A 17,769-nucleotide genomic window follows, 5' to 3' on the forward strand; every position below is an offset into this window, starting at 1 on the left:
TACTCCATAGCCGGTCACAGTGCCCCGCAGTATCACCACAGCCCGTGTGTCACATGTCCCTGGACATCTCGTGTCTCATATGTCTCCGGACTCAACACGTAGCCCACTACGAACTTCTGCTCACATGGGGCGAAGCCGCTCTACGCACTGTGGCGGCCGGAGCGCCGGGTCTTGCGGGTAGGTACCGCGGCCCGGCGCTCTGCTCGGTTCGAGGTTCCCACGACGGTGATCGGCCGCGCCAACAGCACAGCGATCGCTGTGGTCAGCGGAACCGACAACGCCAGCGCCACACCGCCCACCGCGGACCGAACGATCTCGATGGCCACCGAATCGCCGGTGAGTACGTCCTGGATGGACCGGTCGGCGACGCTGAAGAGCAGCAGCAGCGGCAGCGCGCCACCGGCATAGGCGAGCACGAGCGTGTAGACCGTGCTGGCGATGTGGTCACGCCCCACCCGCATCGTGGCGGTGAAGATCTCGCGCCGCGACGCCGTCTCGTCCACCGAGGCGAGCTCGAAGGCGGCCGAGGCCTGCGTGATCGTCACGTCGTTGAGCACTCCGAGCGAGCCGATGATGAAGCCTGCCAACAGCAGGCCGGTGACGCTGACGTTGCCGATGTACGTCTGTACGGCGGTGTTCTGTTCCTCGGACAACCCGGTCAGGTGGGTCATACGGATGGCGATGTAGGACAGCACCGCCGCCACCGCCATGGAGGTCAGAGTGCCCAGCAGCGCCGAGCTGGTGCGCAGATTCACCCCGTGCGCCAGATACAGCACGGCGTAGAGGATCACCGCCCCGGCGACGAGGGCGACCGGAATGGCGGGTGCACCGTCGAGCAGGGCGGGCAGCATGAACACCACCAGCACGGCGAACGCGATGAGCAGCCCGACCAGTGCACGGAATCCCCGCCAGCGCGCGACGACGCAGATGACCACGGCGAACACGCCGACGATCAGCGCCAGCGGCAGTCCGCGGGAGTAGTCGTTGAAGGAGTAGCGGACTCCACCGGCGGGGTCGGTCTGTACGACCAGCCGGATGTCCTCACCGGCGCTCAGGCTCGGTTGGCCGGGCCCGGGCGCGATCTCGAGTACCGTGCGCTTGCCTGCGTCGGCACCGGTGGTGATGTCGACGATGCTGCGCTGACATTCGTACGAGTCGTTGACCGCAGGCGTCGGGTCGCCGGTGAACGCCCGGCCTGCGTCGGGACTTCCGCACGGCCCGATGCTCTGCGAGGTGATGGTGCCTGCCTCGGTGGACACCGCGCCACCGCCTGCGGTCTGGAACGGCAGCGGGATGTCGATGCTCTGCTGGCTGGGCCACAGAGCGACGGCCCCGCCGATCACGGCGATGGCTATGGCGACCAGCAGTCCGACGACCACCTTGGCCGCCACCGGTCCCAACGGCACCGGTGAGTCGCTGTGGCCGTGACCGTGACCATGACCCACATGAGATCCGAGGCTCGGTTTACTGCCGTCGGAAGGACTGCCGTGTGATTCCACGGTGTCAGGCTAGTGGCCGATGCGAGGAGCTCGGTGGCGGGGAGCAGGGGGGGGCGTCCCCCGCCACCACCTGACCGACCCGGGGGGGAGGGGTACGACCAGGGCTCGCGGGCACCGAAGTGCCGTCCGCCAATGTACAGATCATTCGTCGTTCAGGCGGGATCGCCCCGATGTTTTGTGCATCACTTTCAACTACTTTTCGGTAACTTCGTGTCTCACTGCTTGTACGACGCGAGGAAATTGCCGAACCTCTCGATTGCCACGGCCAGATCTCGTGCCCACGGCAGCGTGACGATGCGCACGTGATCGTGGCCGGGCCAGTTGAATCCGGTGCCCTGAACCACCAGGATCTTCTCCTGCAGCAGCAGATCCTGGACGAGCTTCTCGTCGTCGTAGATCTCGTGGACTTCGGGATCGAGTCGCGGGAACGCATAGAGTGCACCCCGCGGTTTGACGCACGAGACGCCGTGGATCGCGTTGAGCTTCTCCCACGCGACGTCGCGCTGCTCGAGCAGTCGGCCGCCGGGCAGGATCAGATCCTCGATACTCTGATATCCGCCGAGTGCGACCTGAATGGCATGTTGCGCAGGCACATTGGGGCACAGTCGCGTCGACGCGAGGAGGTCGATGCCCTCGATGAAACCTGCGGCGTGGGCCTTCGGTCCGGTGATCGCCAGCCATCCGGCGCGGTACCCGGCCACCCGATACGCCTTGGACAGGCCGTTGTACGTCAGGCACAGCAGGTCGGGAGCCAGGCTCGCCAGCGAGGTGTGCTCTGCGTCGTCGTAGAGGATCCGGTCGTAGATCTCGTCGGCGAGCAACAGCAGCTGGTGCTTGCGCGCCAGATCGACGAGGCCTTGCAGTACCTCTTTCGAGTACACCGCGCCGGTCGGATTGTTCGGGTTGATCACCAGCAGTGCGACGGTCTTCGGGGTGATCTTGGACTCGATGTCCGCCAGATCGGGATTCCACCCGTTCTCCTCGTCGCACATGTAGTGCACGGCCTTGCCACCGGACAGCGTCGTCATCGCCGTCCACAGCGGGTAGTCCGGGGCCGGGATCAAGACCTCGTCACCGTCGTCGAGCAACGCCTGCATCGTCATCGTGATGAGCTCGGAGACTCCGTTGCCCAGATAGATGTCGTCGACGTCGAGCTCGGGGAAACCCGGTTCGAGCTCGTAGCGCGTCACGATGGCCCGTCGCGCCGACAGGATGCCCTTGGACTCCGAGTACCCCTGGGCCACCGGCAGCGCCGCGATCATGTCCCGAACGATCACGTCGGGGGCCTCGAATCCGAACGGTGCCGGATTGCCGATGTTGAGCTTGAGGATGCGATGCCCCTCGGCCTCGAGCCGGGCGGCATGGGCGTGTACCGGTCCGCGGATCTCGTACAGCACGTTCTGCAGCTTGGTCGATTGCTGCAACGTGCGATAACGCGGCTGGGAGTGGATCTGCGGAGTGGTCACCCGTCACATCGTGCCAGGTGGGCGGTATCGGTTTCCACGAGGTTGTTTCGCGCGGGGTTGTTCGAGCGCGTTGTCGGTGCCGGGTGGAACAATCTCGTTCCATGTGCGGACGGTATGCCAGTACCCGGAGTGACAGCGACCTGCAGGCGGTGTTCGACATCGCCGAGACCGTCGGTGCGGAGGTGCCACCGTCGTACAACGTGGCCCCCACGCAGACGGTGCGGACAGTGCTCGAACGGTCGCCGAAGGACGAACCCGAGGCCGACGCCGTGCGGCAACTGCGGTCGGCGCGGTGGGGCCTGATTCCGTCGTGGGCAAAGGACGCGAAAATCGGTTCCCGACTGATCAACGCCAGATCCGAGACCATCACCGAGAAGCCGTCGTTCAAGAAGGCGGCAAGCCGTCGGCGATGCATCGTCCCTGCCGACGGGTACTACGAGTGGGAGAAGCGCGACGGAGCGAAGGTGCCGTACTTCTTGCACCAGGACGGCGTGCTCGCGATGGCCGGGTTGTACGAGCTGTGGCGAGACCCCACCAAGGCCGAGGACGACGAAGCACGTTGGGTCTGGTCGGTCACCGTGCTCACCTCGCCTGCCGCCGACGCGCTCGGCCACATCCACGATCGCTCGCCCGTCGTGCTCCCGCCGGATCTGCGCGCGAGTTGGCTCGACCCTGCGGTGACGGACCTCGGTGACGTGCGAGACCTGTTGGCCGCGATCCCGGAACCACGGCTCGAGCCCTACGAGGTGAGTACCGCGGTGAACAGCGTGAAGAACAACAGCCCGGAGCTCTTGACGCCGGTGTAGGGGTGGCTCAGCCGAGTCGCAACCGGCAGATGTCGGCGATCGCGGCCCGTTCGTCCGGCGTCAGCTCCTCGGCGACCGGCGAATCCAGTATGCGACGCAGTCGCTGGAAGTAGGTACGCGCGTCGACGCCGAATGCCACGTAGATGTCCTCGTCGCTGCCACCGCCGTACCCACGCCAGGTTCGGCCGAATGTCAGAATCTCGTGGTCCACCGAATGGGTAGTGGTCCGGCGCATGGTGTTCCCCCTCGTATTACTTGCCTCCCATCATCCGGGTCACGGTTGAAGAGCCGGTGAACACTGCGTTACGTGCGCGTCAGTTCACTAGGGTGGTCGGGGTGACCGCACTCGCCTTCGGATCCTGGCCCTCGCCCATCACCGCAGCAGATCTGTCCTCGGCGGGCCACCCCGTCGAGGGTGGTTGCTTCGTCGGCAGCGAGATCTGGTGGTCGGAACTGCGGCCCGCCGAGCAGGGCAGGACGGCCATCTGCCGCTATGTCGACGGCGAAGTGCAGCCCATTCTGCCCGCACCGTTCAACGCCCGCACCCGCGTCCACGAATACGGCGGGGGAGCCTGGACCGCGACGGCAGACGGAGACCTGGTGTTCGCCGAGTTCTCCGATCAACGCGTCTACCGACTCACCCCCGGCGGGGCACCGGTACCGCTGACTCCGAAACCTGCTGTGGCGTCGGCCATTCGGTACGGCGATCTCTCGGTGGTCGGCACCGACGTGATCGCAGTTCGTGAGATGCACGACGCAGGCGCGGTGTCACGAGACATCGTGGCCATCGATCTCGGCGGCGGTGGGGTGCGTTCGCTGGTGGCGGGCTCGGACTTCCTTGCGTTCCCGAGACTCTCGCCCGACGGCACCCGCATTGCCTGGATCGCCTGGAACCATCCGCAGATGCCCTGGGACGGAACCGAATTGCGCGTGGCTTCGCTGGCCGATCCGTCGTCCTGGACGGTGCTGCTCGGTTCGACCGAGGAATCGGTGATGCAGCCGGAATGGATCGACGACGAATCGCTGTACGTCATCAGCGATCGAAGTGGTTGGTGGAACCTGTATTCGGTCACGCTCGACGGTTCGGTGACTCCGCTGGTGACGCTCGACGCCGACTTCGGGGCTCCGCTGTGGCGGTTGGGGTCGATCTGGTATTCGGTGCTGGACGACGGGAAGCTGCTCACCGTGCGCACCGTCGGCACCGACACGTTGGCGGTGCTCGATCCTGCCTCCGGGGCACTGGAGGACATCACGCTCGACGGTGTGACCTCGGTGGGGCTCGGTGGGCGCGCCGGGTCGACGGTGCTCCTCAAGTGCGGTGGAGCCAGGGTGGCAGCGGGGTTGTTCGCCCTCGACCTGGAATCCGGCGAATTGACCTCGGTACGTTCGGGTTTCGAATCCGTACCCGACAGCGCATACCTGCCCGAGGGACGTCAGGTGACATTCCAGGGGCCAAACCGTGAGGTGCACGCCATCACCTACGCGCCGCGCAACCCGTCGTACGAGGGCTTGGACGGTGAACTGCCGCCGTACGTCGCGTTCGTTCACGGCGGCCCGACAGCGCACGTCGCCCCTGCTCTGAACCCGTTGTTCGCCTACTTCACCAGCCGCGGCATCGGCGTCGTCGATGTGAACTACGGCGGGTCGAGTGGATACGGCCGCGAATACCGCAACCGGCTGCGCGGGCAGTGGGGAGTGGTCGACGTCGAAGACACCATCGCCGCGGTGCAGGGTCTGGCCGACAGCGGGCTCGCCGACCCACGCCGGTTGGCCATCGAAGGCGGGTCCGCAGGGGGTTGGACGGTGTTGGCCGCGCTGACGTCTTCCGACGTGTTCGCTTGCGGTGCATCGTACTTCGGCGTCGCCGAGCTGGAGCTGTTCGTCGCCGAGACCCACGACTTCGAGTCCCGCTACATCGACGGGCTCATCGGACCTCTGCCCGAGGCAATCGACCTGTACCGCACCCGCGCGCCGGTCAACAACGTCGACGGACTGTCCTGCCCGGTGCTGTTGTTGCAGGGGCTCGACGATCCGATCGTGCCGCCGTCGCAGGCCGAGCGGTTCCGAGATGCCATGGTGAAGAAGGGAATTCCGCACGCCTACCTGGCCTATGCGGGCGAGTCGCACGGATTCCGCAAACTGGAAACGCAGGTGAACGCGCGGGAATCAGAACTGTCCTTCTACGGCCAGGTGATGGGCTTCACTCCGCCCGGAATCCCGGAGCTGCAGTTGTGGCGTCCCGCTAGCTGAGTGGTGGGTGCGCGCGCTTCGCTTCCAGAAATTCGAGGAGCGCGCTGGGGATGGCGCAGTACTTGCTGTTGCCCTCGGACAACCTGCTGCCCACCTCGAACGCTGCCTTGGACGGGCCGTCGTTCTCGAGGATGAGGGCACAGAGGCGCTCGTCGGTGCGGCCGGACTCGCAGCACTGCTCGACGTGTGCTCGGTCGTCGGGGGTCAACGCCGTCCACCACTCGTCGTAGCGGCGAAAGAGCTTGTCCGCGTCGTCGGTCATGCCTGCTCCCTACTTGTCGGTACGCCTTCGGGTCCGACCATACTCACGGTGTCCGATTCGGGCACTTTCGAGGGGGGTGCTCGGCAACCTCACACCGCTTGTGCAGGGTGCGCGCCCCTGTTTCGACGCGACGAGGGGCGCGCGGTCGATAGAAGGGTCGCTCGGTTGCCCAGGTTGCCCAGGTTGCCTACGTTGCCTCGTGCGGCTCTGTCGGCAGCGTCGCGGATCATCCGATCGACGAGCTCGGGGTGATCGAGATCCGACCAGGCGATGCGCACCATCTGGCGGCCGGTTGCGCGAATGCGATCCTCGCGACGCTTCTCGTCCCACAACACATCGGCCGCAGACTTCCCTTCGGGCACGTAGCGTCCGTACTTAACCTTGCCGTCGAATTCGACAACGGTCTCGAGGTCGGGCAGATCGAAATCCACGCGCCCGACGAAACCGCGGGAGTCCGTGATCGGCACCCGCAGCTGCGGTGTGTAGCCCAGCTGATGCAGCACTACTCGGGCACGTGACTCCCCGACACTCTCGGACCGGCCGTCCATGAATTCCGCGACTCGGCGCGCCATCCGGTTGCCTGGATGGTTCGGACATGAATCCAGCGCTGCGACAACATCTTCGGAGGTGATCCCGCGGGTTCTCGCAGCGAAGTCCGCGATGCAGACGGCCGTCTCGAACGGAAGCGTGCGAGCGCAATCGGCAACCGTGCGCGCCGGACCGGTGACACGCACACCGCCGAGGTCGACGATCTCTTCGTCGGTGTACGGCGAGGTGTGCACTGCTCGAACGGCACTGCTACGACCGCCGCCCCGGGCACGATTGCGGGTGATGTGCACCCGGCTCAGGTCGGCATTCCACACGTCGAGACCATGGAATATCGCTGCGCTCACATGGCTGACCACGGCATCGGGAGCGATGGTCGCGTCGAACACCGCCTCGGCGATGACCCGATGCTTGTCTTCCCTGGGCAGTGCGTCGAATTCGTCTCTGCTGACGAACCGTCCTGGACGGAGTCGACGCCACGCTCGCGTTCGGCAGTAGCGCTGCAACTCTGCGTCGGAAATGCCGCGGGAGAGTGCGTCGGATCGCGAGACGATGCGGGTCATGAACGAATGCTCTCGGGCGCAATCGCTTTCGACAACCCCCACTCGGCAGATTGTGGATAACCGGTGTGCCTGTGGATAACTCGTAGGAGTGGACCTCACACCCTTACTGACGACTGCGCGCCCCTGCTCTGAGGTGAGCAAGGGCGCGCAGTCGGTGAAAAGGGTGTGAAGTTACTTCCGGCGACCCGGAACCTTTGCCCCCGGAGCGAATCCGAGTCCACCGGCCTTCGGCTTGGGCGGAGTGCGATCGTCGGATTCACCCGCTGCGTCCGACGCCTCGGCCTTCGGTGCCTCTGCTGCCGGTGCCTCGGCCTCCGGTGCCTCTGGTGCCGGTGCCTCGGCCTTCGGTGCCTCGGCCTTCGGTGCCTCGGGTGCAGCGGCTTCCTCGGTCGGCTCGGCCTTCTCGGGCTCTGCAGTCTTCGGCTCGACGGGTGTCGCGGCGGCCGCACCGGGCGTGCGTGCGCCCGGCTTCTTGAATCCGGACTTCACGGCCAGGCCCTTGGGCTGGACGGTCGGCTTGGATTCGGTTGCGGCCTCGGTGGCGGATGCCGCCGACGCCGTCGCCTCGGCAGTAGGAGCCTCGGACTCGGGAGCCTCAGCAGCAGGCGCTTCGGCAGCAGGCTTACCCGGTGCCTTGGCGCCCGGCTTCTTGAATCCGGATTTCACGGCCAGACCCTTGGGCTGGACGGTCGGCTTGGATTCGGTTGCAGCCTCGGTGGCGGGTGCCTCCGACGCCGTGGCCTCGGCAGTAGGGGCTTCGGCAGGCTTACCCGGTGCCTTGGCGCCCGGCTTCTTGAAGCCCGACTTCACGGCCAGACCCTTGGGCTTGACCGACGGAGTCGACTCCGAGGTCTCTGCGGTGGCAGGTGCTTCGGCCGCCGCGGGAGTCTCGGCAGGTGCAGGTGCAGCCGCCTTCGCGCCGGGTGCCTTGCCCTTCATCTGCAGGCCCTTGCCGCCGGGTGCCTTGCCGCCGGCCATGCCGAGACCCTTGGGCTTGGCGGCGGGTTCTGCGTCGGCACTGTCGGCCGGTGCAGCGGAACCGGGTGCCTTGGCTCCCGGAGCCTTGGCCAGACCCTTCATCTTCAGTCCGCCGGCCTTGGGAGCCGGAGCTGCCGGAGCGGACTTCGCCTCGGCCGGTTCCTCGACGGGTGCGATCCGCTCGGCCTCTTCGACCTCGGCGGCATTCTCCGTTGCCAGCTCCTCCTGAGGAGTGCGCTCGCGGGGGATGACCTTGATGTTCTCGGCCAGCACCGAGGACTCGACGCGGGTGATCGACTCGAGCATCAACTGTGCGACGTCGACGACCTCGACGCCCTCGTGTGCGCCGCCTTCCTGACGTGCGGTGACACCGTCGGTGAGCATGACGCGGCAGAACGGGCAACCCGTGGCGATCTTCTTGGGGTTGGTCGCCAGTGCCTCGTCGACCCGGTCGATGTTGATGCGCTTGCCGATGTTCTCTTCCATCCACATGCGTGCGCCACCGGCACCACAGCACATGGACCGCTCACCGTGACGCGGCATCTCCTTGAGGTTGGAGCCCGACGCCGCCATGAGCTCACGCGGGGCGTCGTACACCTTGTTGTGACGGCCCAGGTAGCACGGGTCGTGGTAGGTGATGTCCTGGCTGACCGAGGCCACCGGGATCAGCTTCTTCTGCCGCACGAGTCGGTTGAGCAGCTGGGTGTGGTGGACCACCTCGTAGTCGCCGCCGACCTGCGGGTACTCGTTGCCGAGTGCGTTGAAGCAGTGGGCGCAGGTGACGACGATCTTGCGCTTGTTCTGCTCGACACCCTCGAAGACGTTGTTCAGCGTCTCGATGTTCTGCATGGCGAGCTGCTGGAACAGGAATTCGTTGCCTGCGCGGCGAGCGGAGTCACCGGTGCAGGTCTCGTCGGCACCGAGCACCAGGAACTTCACGCCTGCGGTGGCGAGCAGCTCGGCGACGGCCTTGGTGGTCTTCTTCGCGCGGTCCTCGTAGGCACCGGCGCAGCCGACCCAGAAGAGGTACTCGTAGTCCTGGAACGAATCGGCGTCCTGGCCGAAGACCGGGATGTCGAAGTCCATCTCGTTGATCCAGTTGAGCCGGTCCTTGGAGTTCTGGCCCCACGGGTTGCCCTTGTTCTCGAGGTTCTTGAACAGACCTGCGAGCTCGGACGGGAACTCCGATTCGATCAGCACCTGGTAGCGGCGCATGTCGATGATGTGGTCGACGTGCTCGATGTCCACCGGGCACTGCTCGACGCACGCACCGCAGGTGGTGCAGCTCCACAGCACCTCGGGATCGATGATGCCGCCCTCGATGGCGTCGGCGACGAGCTTGCGATCGGCTTCGTCACGAGCGTTCTGCGGGATGGCGTCGAGCGCCTTCTGATCGACGTTGCCCTCGGCGTCGACGAGTCCGACCTCGTCGCCGGCCATGTCCTTCTTGCCGCCGGCCAGCAGGTACGGGGCCTTGGCGTGGCTGTGGTCGCGCAGCGACATGATCAGCAGCTTGGGGGAGAGGGGCTTGCCGGTGTTCCAAGCGGGGCACTGCGACTGGCAGCGGCCGCACTCGGTGCACGTGGTGAAGTCGAGCCAGCCCTTCCAGCTGAAGTCCTCGATCTTGCCTGCGCCGAACGCGTCGACGTCGGGGTCGGCCTCTTCCATCTCGAGGACCTTGCCGCCGGACATCATCGGCTTGGCCGGCCCGAGTGCGACGGTGCCGTCGTCCATGCGCTTGAAGTAGATGTTGGGGAACGCGGTGAAGCGGTGCCACGCGACACCCCAGTTGATGCGCGAGCCGACGATGTAGAGCCAGATCATGCCGGACATCAGCTTGATGAAGGCGAACACCGAGACCATGTTCGAGTTGGCCGGCAGGAGCTCGGCCAAGCGCATCGTGAAGAAGTCGGTGTACGGGTTCGAGTGTCCGTAGGTGGCGATCTTGCCCGCCTTGACGAACACCATGCCCAGGCCCTCGATGAGCACGACGGCCTCGACGAAGTAGGCGGCCTTGAACCCGGAGCCGGCGAAGCGCGACTGACGCTCGGGCTTACGCGGGTGGTTGAGCTGGCGAATGATGATCAGCGTGGTGATGCCGATGACGGTGCCGAGTCCGAGCAGCTCGTCGATGAGGTGGTAGGCCGCGGTGTCACCGACAATGGGCCAGTGGAACTCGGGGTTGAACGTCTGGCCGTAGGCCTCGAACCAGACGATGGCACCGAGCATGAAGCCGATCATGACCAGCCAGTGTGCCCAGCCGACGGTGCGGAACTTGACCATCTTGGTGTGAGCCAGGAACTCGACGACCATCTGCTTGAAGCGAGGGACTATCGGTCGCCAGCGGTCGGGTGCCGGCTGGCCCAGTCGCACGATGTTGAACATCCGCAGGCCCCCGCGAATGAAGACGTACCAACACACGAGGCTGAGCAGAGCACCGACTGTGCCCAACGTGATCGTCAGGGCGTTCATGTCGCGGCCTTTCGCTAAAGGTGGCAGCTGGAGGGCTACCGCGGGTTCAGCCCGTCGAGCTGGATTCCGGTCTATGTTACTCGCCAGTAGTAATTCCGCTGTACTGATGGGTAACTTAGCATCGCCGGGTGAAGCGATGCTGGTTGGTGCGCAAATGAGGCCGTCCGACGGGTGGGCTGAACTCGTCAGTAGGTTGTCTCGCAGATCACCGTATGCGTATGCCGTCGAGGTGTTCTCGCAAAGGCAGTCCTTACTTGGCGGGGAGTCGCCGTATCGGTATCCAGCGGAAACCGACGCCGAGTACTGGTTGCGCTCCAGTCTCGGGGGCTACGACAGATTGCAGCGACTTCGATGGAGTTCACGTATGCCGATGCTGCACAGGCGGCGAATCCGACTGTGACAGTGAACAAGTGGTGGAGGTCGGGGCGGTTTCAGAAGGACAACGATCGGTCCGATTTGTACGCTACAATTTCGAGCGCACCACAAGTCTCAGACGCGTCATCGGGGTGACTTTGCGTTTGACGGTTGCCTAGCGGAACTGCCAAGCACCCACTGCACAGAAACGGAACTGAACTCCACATGAAACTTCGCAAACTGGCCGTCACATCGGCCCTCGTCGCAGTCGCGATGGGCCTGGCCAGCGGAACCGCGTACGCGCAGCCCGCCGAGGAAACAGCCCCCGGTGACACCAACTACACCGTCGACCTCGAAGATCGCACGATCGTCACCACCATCGATGCAGGCGTCTTCAAGGTCGCCGACGACGGCAAGACGGTCGACGTCCTCGACGCCGCCGACAACACCCTCGTGACGCTTCCGCTCTCGTTCAACCTCGGCGGACTCAACTTCCCCTACGAGCAGAACGTCGACGACAACGGCAAGACCCTGCGTCTGGTTCCGAACCTCGACTTCACGAAGGCATCGGCCAACTCGCGCAGCATCGGCGCGACGACCGTCGCCTCGCCCGAGGAGAACCTCAAGGCGCAGCAGAACTTCTCGTCGCAGCTCGGTATCGCGACCGCGATCGGTGGCTTCACGGGTACAGCCATCGGTGCTGTTGTCGGTGGACTCGGTTTCCTGGGCGGACCCGTCGGCTTGGCGTCGGTACCGCTCGGTGCAACGGTGGGCGGCATCGCGGGCACGATCATCGCCGGCGGTCCCACTCTCGTCGTTGCCGGTATCGACCTGATCAACACGCTGAACGCGGCACCGGGCACCACGGTCTGGGCCAAGTAGCCTTCAGCCCATACGCCGAGCAGGGCCCGCACTCTCACCGAGAGTGCGGGCCCTGTTTCTTTCGAATCCGTCAGGCTCCGTGGATGGTGGCGAGCGAGATGGCCTCGACGACGATGGTGTAGGCGTAGCCGAAGAGTGTGAATCCGACGGACAGCAGTTCGGTCATGGAAGGTTCCGCCTCAGCAGTCGAACGGGTGCACTGTTCGAGCGCGCCAATGCGCCTCGCAGCGATGGACTCGTCGGATCATACGGAGCGCGGGTGTGTTTGTCCGGGTGGACGCCTACGAGGTTCGGATGGTCAGACCGGGGTTCTCTGCGAGTACGTCGTTGATGGGGGTGGCGAACAGCTCGGGTCGCTGACCCTGCAGCATGCTGACGACGGTCGCGATCTCGCAGGAGGGCTGGTCTCCCACGTTCGACGCATTGGCGATTCCGACGGCGAGGGTGCCGCTGACGACGGGGCCGCCGCTGTCGCCGCGTAGCGCGCAGATCGAGGTGGAGAAACTGCGGTCCAGGACGTTGTCTCCCAGTGCCACCTGCAGGCCGGTGGAAAGAATTGTGCCGCAACTGAATCCGGTTCTGGATCCGGACTTGCAGACCGGCGCACCCACGATCGGGTCGACCGTGCCGGTGACATGCAGCGGGTCCGCTCCGGGGACTCGCACTGCGTTGCTCTCGAATTCGGCGACGTTTGCGTCGTCGATGTCGATCAAGGCGTAGTCGTTGCGCGACTGGCTCGTTCGGTAGAACGTTCCGAATTTCGAGCCCACGAGACTGCCGTACATCGGGTACGCGCCCGTCAGTGCTGCGGAGCCGGTATCGGTGGTGCTCGGATTGCAGTGGCCTGCAGTGATGTTGACCGATCCGCGCGTCGTGTCGACGGCATTGAACCCGAGCGAGCAACGTTGCCCGAGGCCGGCCGGTGTGCCCGCGAGAAAGCTGTCGCCGCCGAGATACGAACTCGCACGGATCGGGCCTGCCGTCGGTGACGGATCGAAGTGGAGTAGGTCCCACAGCGGCCGGACGGCATCGAACATGGCCTGGGGGATCACGAGGGGCGAGGCATCGATCTCGAAGCCGTTGGCGGACGCGGCATCTGCCACGTCGGCGCGGGTAGGTCCGTCCGCCACCGCGACGACGGGGCGTCCGTCGGCGTCCAGCCACGCGCTCGCGACCCCGTCGGAACCGACCGTATCGGTGAAGTCGGCCAGTCGACGTGCCGCGTCGGCCCGATCGAGGAATTGTTGCGGAGTCAGGCCGAGGTCACGGGCCACGGCGTCGGCCAGCGCGGGAGGCAATGGTGGTTCTGCGCTCGCGGTCGGTGCGAACACCGCCATCGTCGCCAGAATCGGAACCGCGACGAACGACAGCCGGAAAGCTCGGCGACGCATAGAAACCTCTCCCCCGGGCATCTGGTGATGTGATGCCGTTCACCCTGGAGTACGACTATAGGCGGTGGAGGGCTCCCGAAGTACCCGACTCAGTCGGTTCGCAGCGTGGCTCCGGTTGCGCGCGTGACCTGATCGATGGGAATGCCCAGGCTGGCGGTGCCGCCGTACTGTGCCAGCGCGAGGTTCGCCTCGTTGCAGTCGGGTGCGCCGCCGCTGTTGGATCCGCTGGTGATGCCGAGGGCGAGTGTCCCGGTCACGATGGCTCCACCGCTGTCGCCTGCGAGAGTGCATGCGGTGCTGGCGAATCCGCGTACGGTGCGGGACGTGCCGTCCTCCATGTAGAGCTGCGTCTCGACGCGATCGGCCGCAACCACTCCACAGGTGAACGACGACGACTGCCCGGACTTGCAGACCGGTGCGCCGATGACCGGTGATGCTGTTCCGGTGACGGTGACGGTGCTGCCGTTCGCGCCACGGACGGTGGGGCGGTCGAGTCCGGACGCGATGCCGGTGTCGTTCAACGCGATGACCGACCAGTCGAGGCCGTCCTCCGCGCCCAGACTCGACCGATCGAACGACCCGATCTGCGTGCTGCGTGCGATATCGGCCGGATCGGGAAGATAGACCGGTGCGCCGCCGGATCCGGTGGCCTTGTCGGGATTGCAGTGGCCTGCGCTGAGATTGACGGCGGCACCGGAGGGGGCGACGGCGTTGAAGCCGAACGAGCAGATGCTGATGTCGGTGGCCGGAGCGTCGGCGATGGGTCCGGAGGTGGTGACGTAGGTGTCGCCGCCCATCGGAGTCGGGTCGACCGGCTTGTTTCCGCCGGGAGAGAGAATGACCTTGATGTTCGCCAGCAGTGTCGGCAGATTCAGTGCGCTGCCGATCGGGCTGTTCACCAGGTCGATGACGATCTGATTGTCGATGAAGTCGATGGCGGTGCCGTTGATCTGCTCCGAGATCTCGCGGGGGAGGCCCGCGATCCAACTGTTGAGATCGGCCAGCGACTTCTCGAGCCCGTCTGCCGACACGGGCGACTGCGCGGTGGCGTATCCGTCCTTGGCGACGGCCTGTGCCGCGGCAGGCGAGGTGACGGCGACGACGGCATTGCCGTCGGGCCCGATCCAGGCACCGGCGAAGTCGGCGGGACGGCTGGCCCGGAAGTCCGATGCGTATGCGGACAGTTCCTGCGCGCGAGCAGCACGATCGAGGTACTCCTGCGGGGAGATCTTCAGATCTCGCTGCACGGCCTCGACGAGCTCGCGGGGAAGCTGATCGGCGGGTGACTGGACGACGGGGTCCGCTGCTGCCGTCCCGGAGAACGAAGCGAGAAGAACGAAAGCCGTCGAACACAGCACTGCGGCACGCAGCGCCCCGGTGTTACGCATGAAATCCCTTCATCGGGTGCTTGGCATCAGCGACCCACCCTAGGGCATCGGGCGCAGAATCAGTGTTCGTGCAGGTCAGGGGTTGGGGACCGGGTCGGTCGTGGTCGTCACCGGAGCCGAGGTCGTGGTGGTGGTCGTAGTCGTGGTGGTGACCGGGGTTGTCGTCACCGGAGTCGTGGTGACCACCGGTGTCGTGGTGGGGACCACCGTCGTCGGCGCGGGCACCGGCGCAGGCGGCGGGGCAGGCTGGGGAGAAGGCGCGGGCGGGACGTACGGCTCGTACGTCGGCTCGTCGATCACTTCCGGAACGACGACGGGCTCGACGGGGCTCGAGGTGGTGGTCGACGGCGTGCGAGTCGAGGTGACGATCGGCGAGCCGGCATCGGTGACTGTCGGAGGCGTCGCGGCGGGGCCGGAGCCGAACACTCCGCTCACTGCCGCGATGGCGAGCACGATGACCACGCCTGCCGCTGCGCCGGCCACGATGGTGGCGATCGTTCGGGAGCGCTCGCTGCGTTCCTTCTTCGCCCCTGCCGATGCGTCGACAACCGGGGTGGCGGGAACGTAACCGGTGGTCGCGGCGTTCTCGTCGACCGGAACGATCGGCTCGGATCGAAATTCCGAATGGTCGAACACCGGAGCGACCGCGGGAATGGCCTCGGAGAAGGCGAGCGACGGTTCCGGCGCGACGACCGGGATGGCGTCGGTGTCGAGGGACTCCGTGCCGTCGTTACGGGTGACGATCGGCGCGGCACCGGTCACCAGCGAGTTGCCGTCGACGTCCTCGACCTCGGCGAGTACCAGTGCGCCGCGGGTCGCAGCGAGCGGCTCGACGAGTACTCGGCCCGACGAGCGTTCACCGAGGTGCGTCGCGACCGACGGGAGTGAGGCGCTGGCACCGGTGAGTATCACGGTGCCGGTCCCCGGTACGTCGAGACGGTGAAGCAACGGCGCGACGAGGTCCGCGAACTCGGCTCGTGTCACCGTCGTGGACTGCGAGACACCGGGAAGTTCGACGGAGATCGTGGCGGTCTCGGCCGTGCTCAGGGTCTGCTTGGCCGCCTCGCACGAGGCGACGACGCCGGCAAGGGCAGCCAGCACTGCCGCGTCGGACAGGTCGATGTGCTCGCGATCGGTCACCACGTGATCGAAGAGTGCGTCGGTGAAGGCGTCTCCGCCTACGCCGGAGACACGGACGGTCCCACCTCCGGGATAGGTGGAGATGTCGGTGCCGGTGGCTCCGATGTCGACCACCGTGACCGCAGCCGAAGAGCTCGGCTGCGCGAACGCGCTCGAGGCTTTGGCGTCGGGCACCAGGGCAACGTCGGCGAGGCCGGTGTGATCGAGGGCGTCGCGCAGCAGGGCGACGGCGGCCCGAGTCCACCGCATCGGGTACGTCATGGTCGTGACGGGCATGTCGCCGACCACGCCGTCCTTCGCCGACACCATCGTCACGAGGCAATTGGCGGCGTTGGCCATCAGGTCCTCGGCGCGGTAGGCGTCGGCGTCGGGCTCGAGATCCTCCTGCTGACCGACCAGATCGACGAACCGGGTGAACGGGGCCGTGTCGGCCGATTCACCGAGGTGGGCGCGGCCGTCCTCGTCGAAGCGCAGGGTCGTCGGCAGGACGACGATCGTCGGTTCGTCCTCCACCGATGCGCGGTAGGCCGCGACGGACCTGGTGTTGCCCACGGTGATTCCGAGGTGACCGGTACCGCTCATCGAGTGTCCCCTGTCGATCGGTCGTTCGGCTCTCGGTCGGAGGGTGTGCCGCCGCGGGCCGCCGGAACCTGCTCGGATGCAGTCTGCTCGGTGTCCTGGCCGGATTCGGGAGTCTCGGTGGGCGGATCGGTCGGCTCCTCGACCGGCAGTTCCGGCTCGACCGGTTCGACGAAGATCGGAGGCTTTTCGGGGGTGGTGTCCTCGGGTGCCTCGTTCGCCGGGCGTGTCGAGATCTCGGTCTCGGTCGGCTCGCGCCGCGGGAGGTCGGAGGTTTCGGTCGGAGTCGTCTCCTCCGCGAACGTGGTGGTCGCGGGCAGCGGAACGACGGGAGCGATCTCAGCGGCAGGCTCGAGAACGACGGTGGGGAAGTCGATCGGGCCACCCGATCCGGAGCCGATCGAGGATGTCGGCGGCACCACCTGGGCATTGTCGATGGTGGGGACCGCGGTATCGGTGGACGTACCGAGTTGCAGTGCGAGTAGTGCGGCACCGACGGTCAACGCAGCAGCGAACGCCGCCGCAGCGAAGAGTGGGCGACGGTCGGATCCGGTCGGGGAGACCACCGCGAACCGCTCGGTGACGGCATCGACGGGGAATCGAGCAGCCAGAATCGCAGCACCGCGGGCGGCGGCGACGCCGGAGTCCTTCTTCTGCAGGGTCTGCAGGACCGACGCGTTCCACGCGGCGAGCGCCTCGGCCTCGGGCACCAGCGAGACGTGGGCGAGGCCGTGTGCGTTCATCGCCGAACGCAGAGCGAACACCTGCTCGGCCGTCCAGCGGGCAGGGTAGGTCGCGGCCGCCGCCAGATCGCGCGGCTGCAGATCGATCGACGACGCCACCTCGGTGAGCAGGCACAGCAGGGCCATCGACGTCAGCTGCTCGGCAGGCAGAACAGTGCCCTTGCTGCCGCTGACACCCACGCCGTCGGCGAGGGTGTCGAGAAAATGTGTGTAGGCCTCGGACTCGTCGTCGGTCGCATCTCCGAGCGAGACGGTGCCGTCGGGATGAGTGTTGAGCACGGTCGCGTGCAGTGACGCCAGGTGCAGCGAGGGTCCGGGCGCAATCGGATGGGACACGGCGGCGACGGCGCGCTCGTCGTCCAGGTAGAGGCCGACATCCGGTGCGCCGACACTCGCACTGCCGGGCTGCTCGGTCATGGCGCTGCTACCTGTTCTCGACTCGGGGAGTGG

General features: G+C 66.2%; 13 protein-coding genes. 3 read left to right on the plus strand and 10 right to left on the minus strand.

Going from position 1 to position 17,769, the window contains the following annotated elements:
• Positions 1-140: 140 nt before the first annotated feature.
• Positions 141-1,499: a YibE/F family protein gene (locus CH274_RS03970; protein WP_094656828.1), complete on the minus strand. Its 1,359-nt coding sequence runs from the start codon at positions 1,497-1,499 to the stop codon at positions 141-143.
• A gap of 215 nt (positions 1,500-1,714) precedes the next feature.
• On the minus strand, positions 1,715-2,965 hold the full coding sequence (locus CH274_RS03975) for a pyridoxal phosphate-dependent aminotransferase (protein WP_094656829.1): 1,251 nt from the start codon (positions 2,963-2,965) through the stop codon (positions 1,715-1,717).
• 101 nt (positions 2,966-3,066) lie between these two features.
• On the opposite strand from CH274_RS03975, the gene CH274_RS03980 reads away from it, so the two are divergent.
• Entirely contained in the window at positions 3,067-3,771 is a 705-nt protein-coding gene (locus CH274_RS03980) for an SOS response-associated peptidase (RefSeq protein WP_094656933.1), read from the plus strand.
• 7 nt (positions 3,772-3,778) lie between these two features.
• Here CH274_RS03980 and CH274_RS03985 read toward each other — a convergent pair whose 3' ends face one another.
• Complete coding sequence (locus CH274_RS03985) at positions 3,779-4,006, minus strand: DUF3263 domain-containing protein (RefSeq protein WP_094656830.1); 228 nt, start codon at positions 4,004-4,006, stop codon at positions 3,779-3,781.
• Positions 4,007-4,107: 101 nt separating this feature from the next.
• Here CH274_RS03985 and CH274_RS03990 point away from each other — a divergent pair, with 101 nt between their 5' ends.
• A complete protein-coding gene (locus CH274_RS03990) occupies positions 4,108-6,021 on the plus strand; it encodes a dipeptidyl-peptidase 5 (protein WP_094656934.1) in 1,914 nt (637 codons plus the stop codon).
• Here CH274_RS03990 and CH274_RS03995 read toward each other — a convergent pair.
• The 3 genes from CH274_RS03995 to CH274_RS04005 form a co-directional block, all read right to left on the minus strand.
• Complete coding sequence (locus CH274_RS03995; RefSeq protein ID WP_032396085.1) at positions 6,014-6,283, minus strand: hypothetical protein; 270 nt, start codon at positions 6,281-6,283, stop codon at positions 6,014-6,016. The two genes, CH274_RS03990 and CH274_RS03995, sit on opposite strands and share 8 nt — an antisense overlap.
• A gap of 89 nt (positions 6,284-6,372) precedes the next feature.
• Positions 6,373-7,392, minus strand: coding sequence for a type IV toxin-antitoxin system AbiEi family antitoxin domain-containing protein (locus CH274_RS04000; protein WP_256993477.1), 1,020 nt, complete (start codon positions 7,390-7,392; stop codon positions 6,373-6,375).
• Positions 7,393-7,563: 171 nt separating this feature from the next.
• On the minus strand, positions 7,564-10,842 hold the full coding sequence (locus CH274_RS04005; RefSeq protein WP_094656831.1) for a (Fe-S)-binding protein: 3,279 nt from the start codon (positions 10,840-10,842) through the stop codon (positions 7,564-7,566).
• 579 nt (positions 10,843-11,421) lie between these two features.
• On the opposite strand from CH274_RS04005, the gene CH274_RS04010 reads away from it, so the two are divergent.
• Complete coding sequence (locus CH274_RS04010; RefSeq protein ID WP_032396083.1) at positions 11,422-12,078, plus strand: hypothetical protein; 657 nt, start codon at positions 11,422-11,424, stop codon at positions 12,076-12,078.
• 281 nt (positions 12,079-12,359) lie between these two features.
• Here CH274_RS04010 and CH274_RS04015 read toward each other — a convergent pair whose 3' ends face one another.
• The 4 genes from CH274_RS04015 to CH274_RS04030 all read right to left on the minus strand — a co-directional run bounded on the left by CH274_RS04015 (position 12,360) and on the right by CH274_RS04030 (position 17,736).
• On the minus strand, positions 12,360-13,469 hold the full coding sequence (locus tag CH274_RS04015; protein WP_094656832.1) for a S1 family peptidase: 1,110 nt from the start codon (positions 13,467-13,469) through the stop codon (positions 12,360-12,362).
• An 89-nt stretch (positions 13,470-13,558) separates the two neighbouring features.
• A complete protein-coding gene (locus CH274_RS04020) occupies positions 13,559-14,857 on the minus strand; it encodes a S1 family peptidase (RefSeq protein ID WP_179275635.1) in 1,299 nt (432 codons plus the stop codon).
• 75 nt (positions 14,858-14,932) lie between these two features.
• A complete protein-coding gene (locus tag CH274_RS04025) occupies positions 14,933-16,579 on the minus strand; it encodes an Hsp70 family protein (RefSeq protein WP_094656833.1) in 1,647 nt (548 codons plus the stop codon).
• Positions 16,576-17,736, minus strand: a complete 1,161-nt coding sequence (locus CH274_RS04030; protein ID WP_094656834.1) for a hypothetical protein — start codon at positions 17,734-17,736, stop codon at positions 16,576-16,578. The genes CH274_RS04025 and CH274_RS04030 overlap by 4 nt, the downstream gene beginning before the upstream one ends.
• Positions 17,737-17,769 lie beyond the last annotated feature (33 nt).

The organism is Rhodococcus sp. 06-418-5 (genome assembly GCF_002258285.1).
In the GTDB taxonomy this organism is placed as follows: domain Bacteria; phylum Actinomycetota; class Actinomycetes; order Mycobacteriales; family Mycobacteriaceae; genus Rhodococcoides.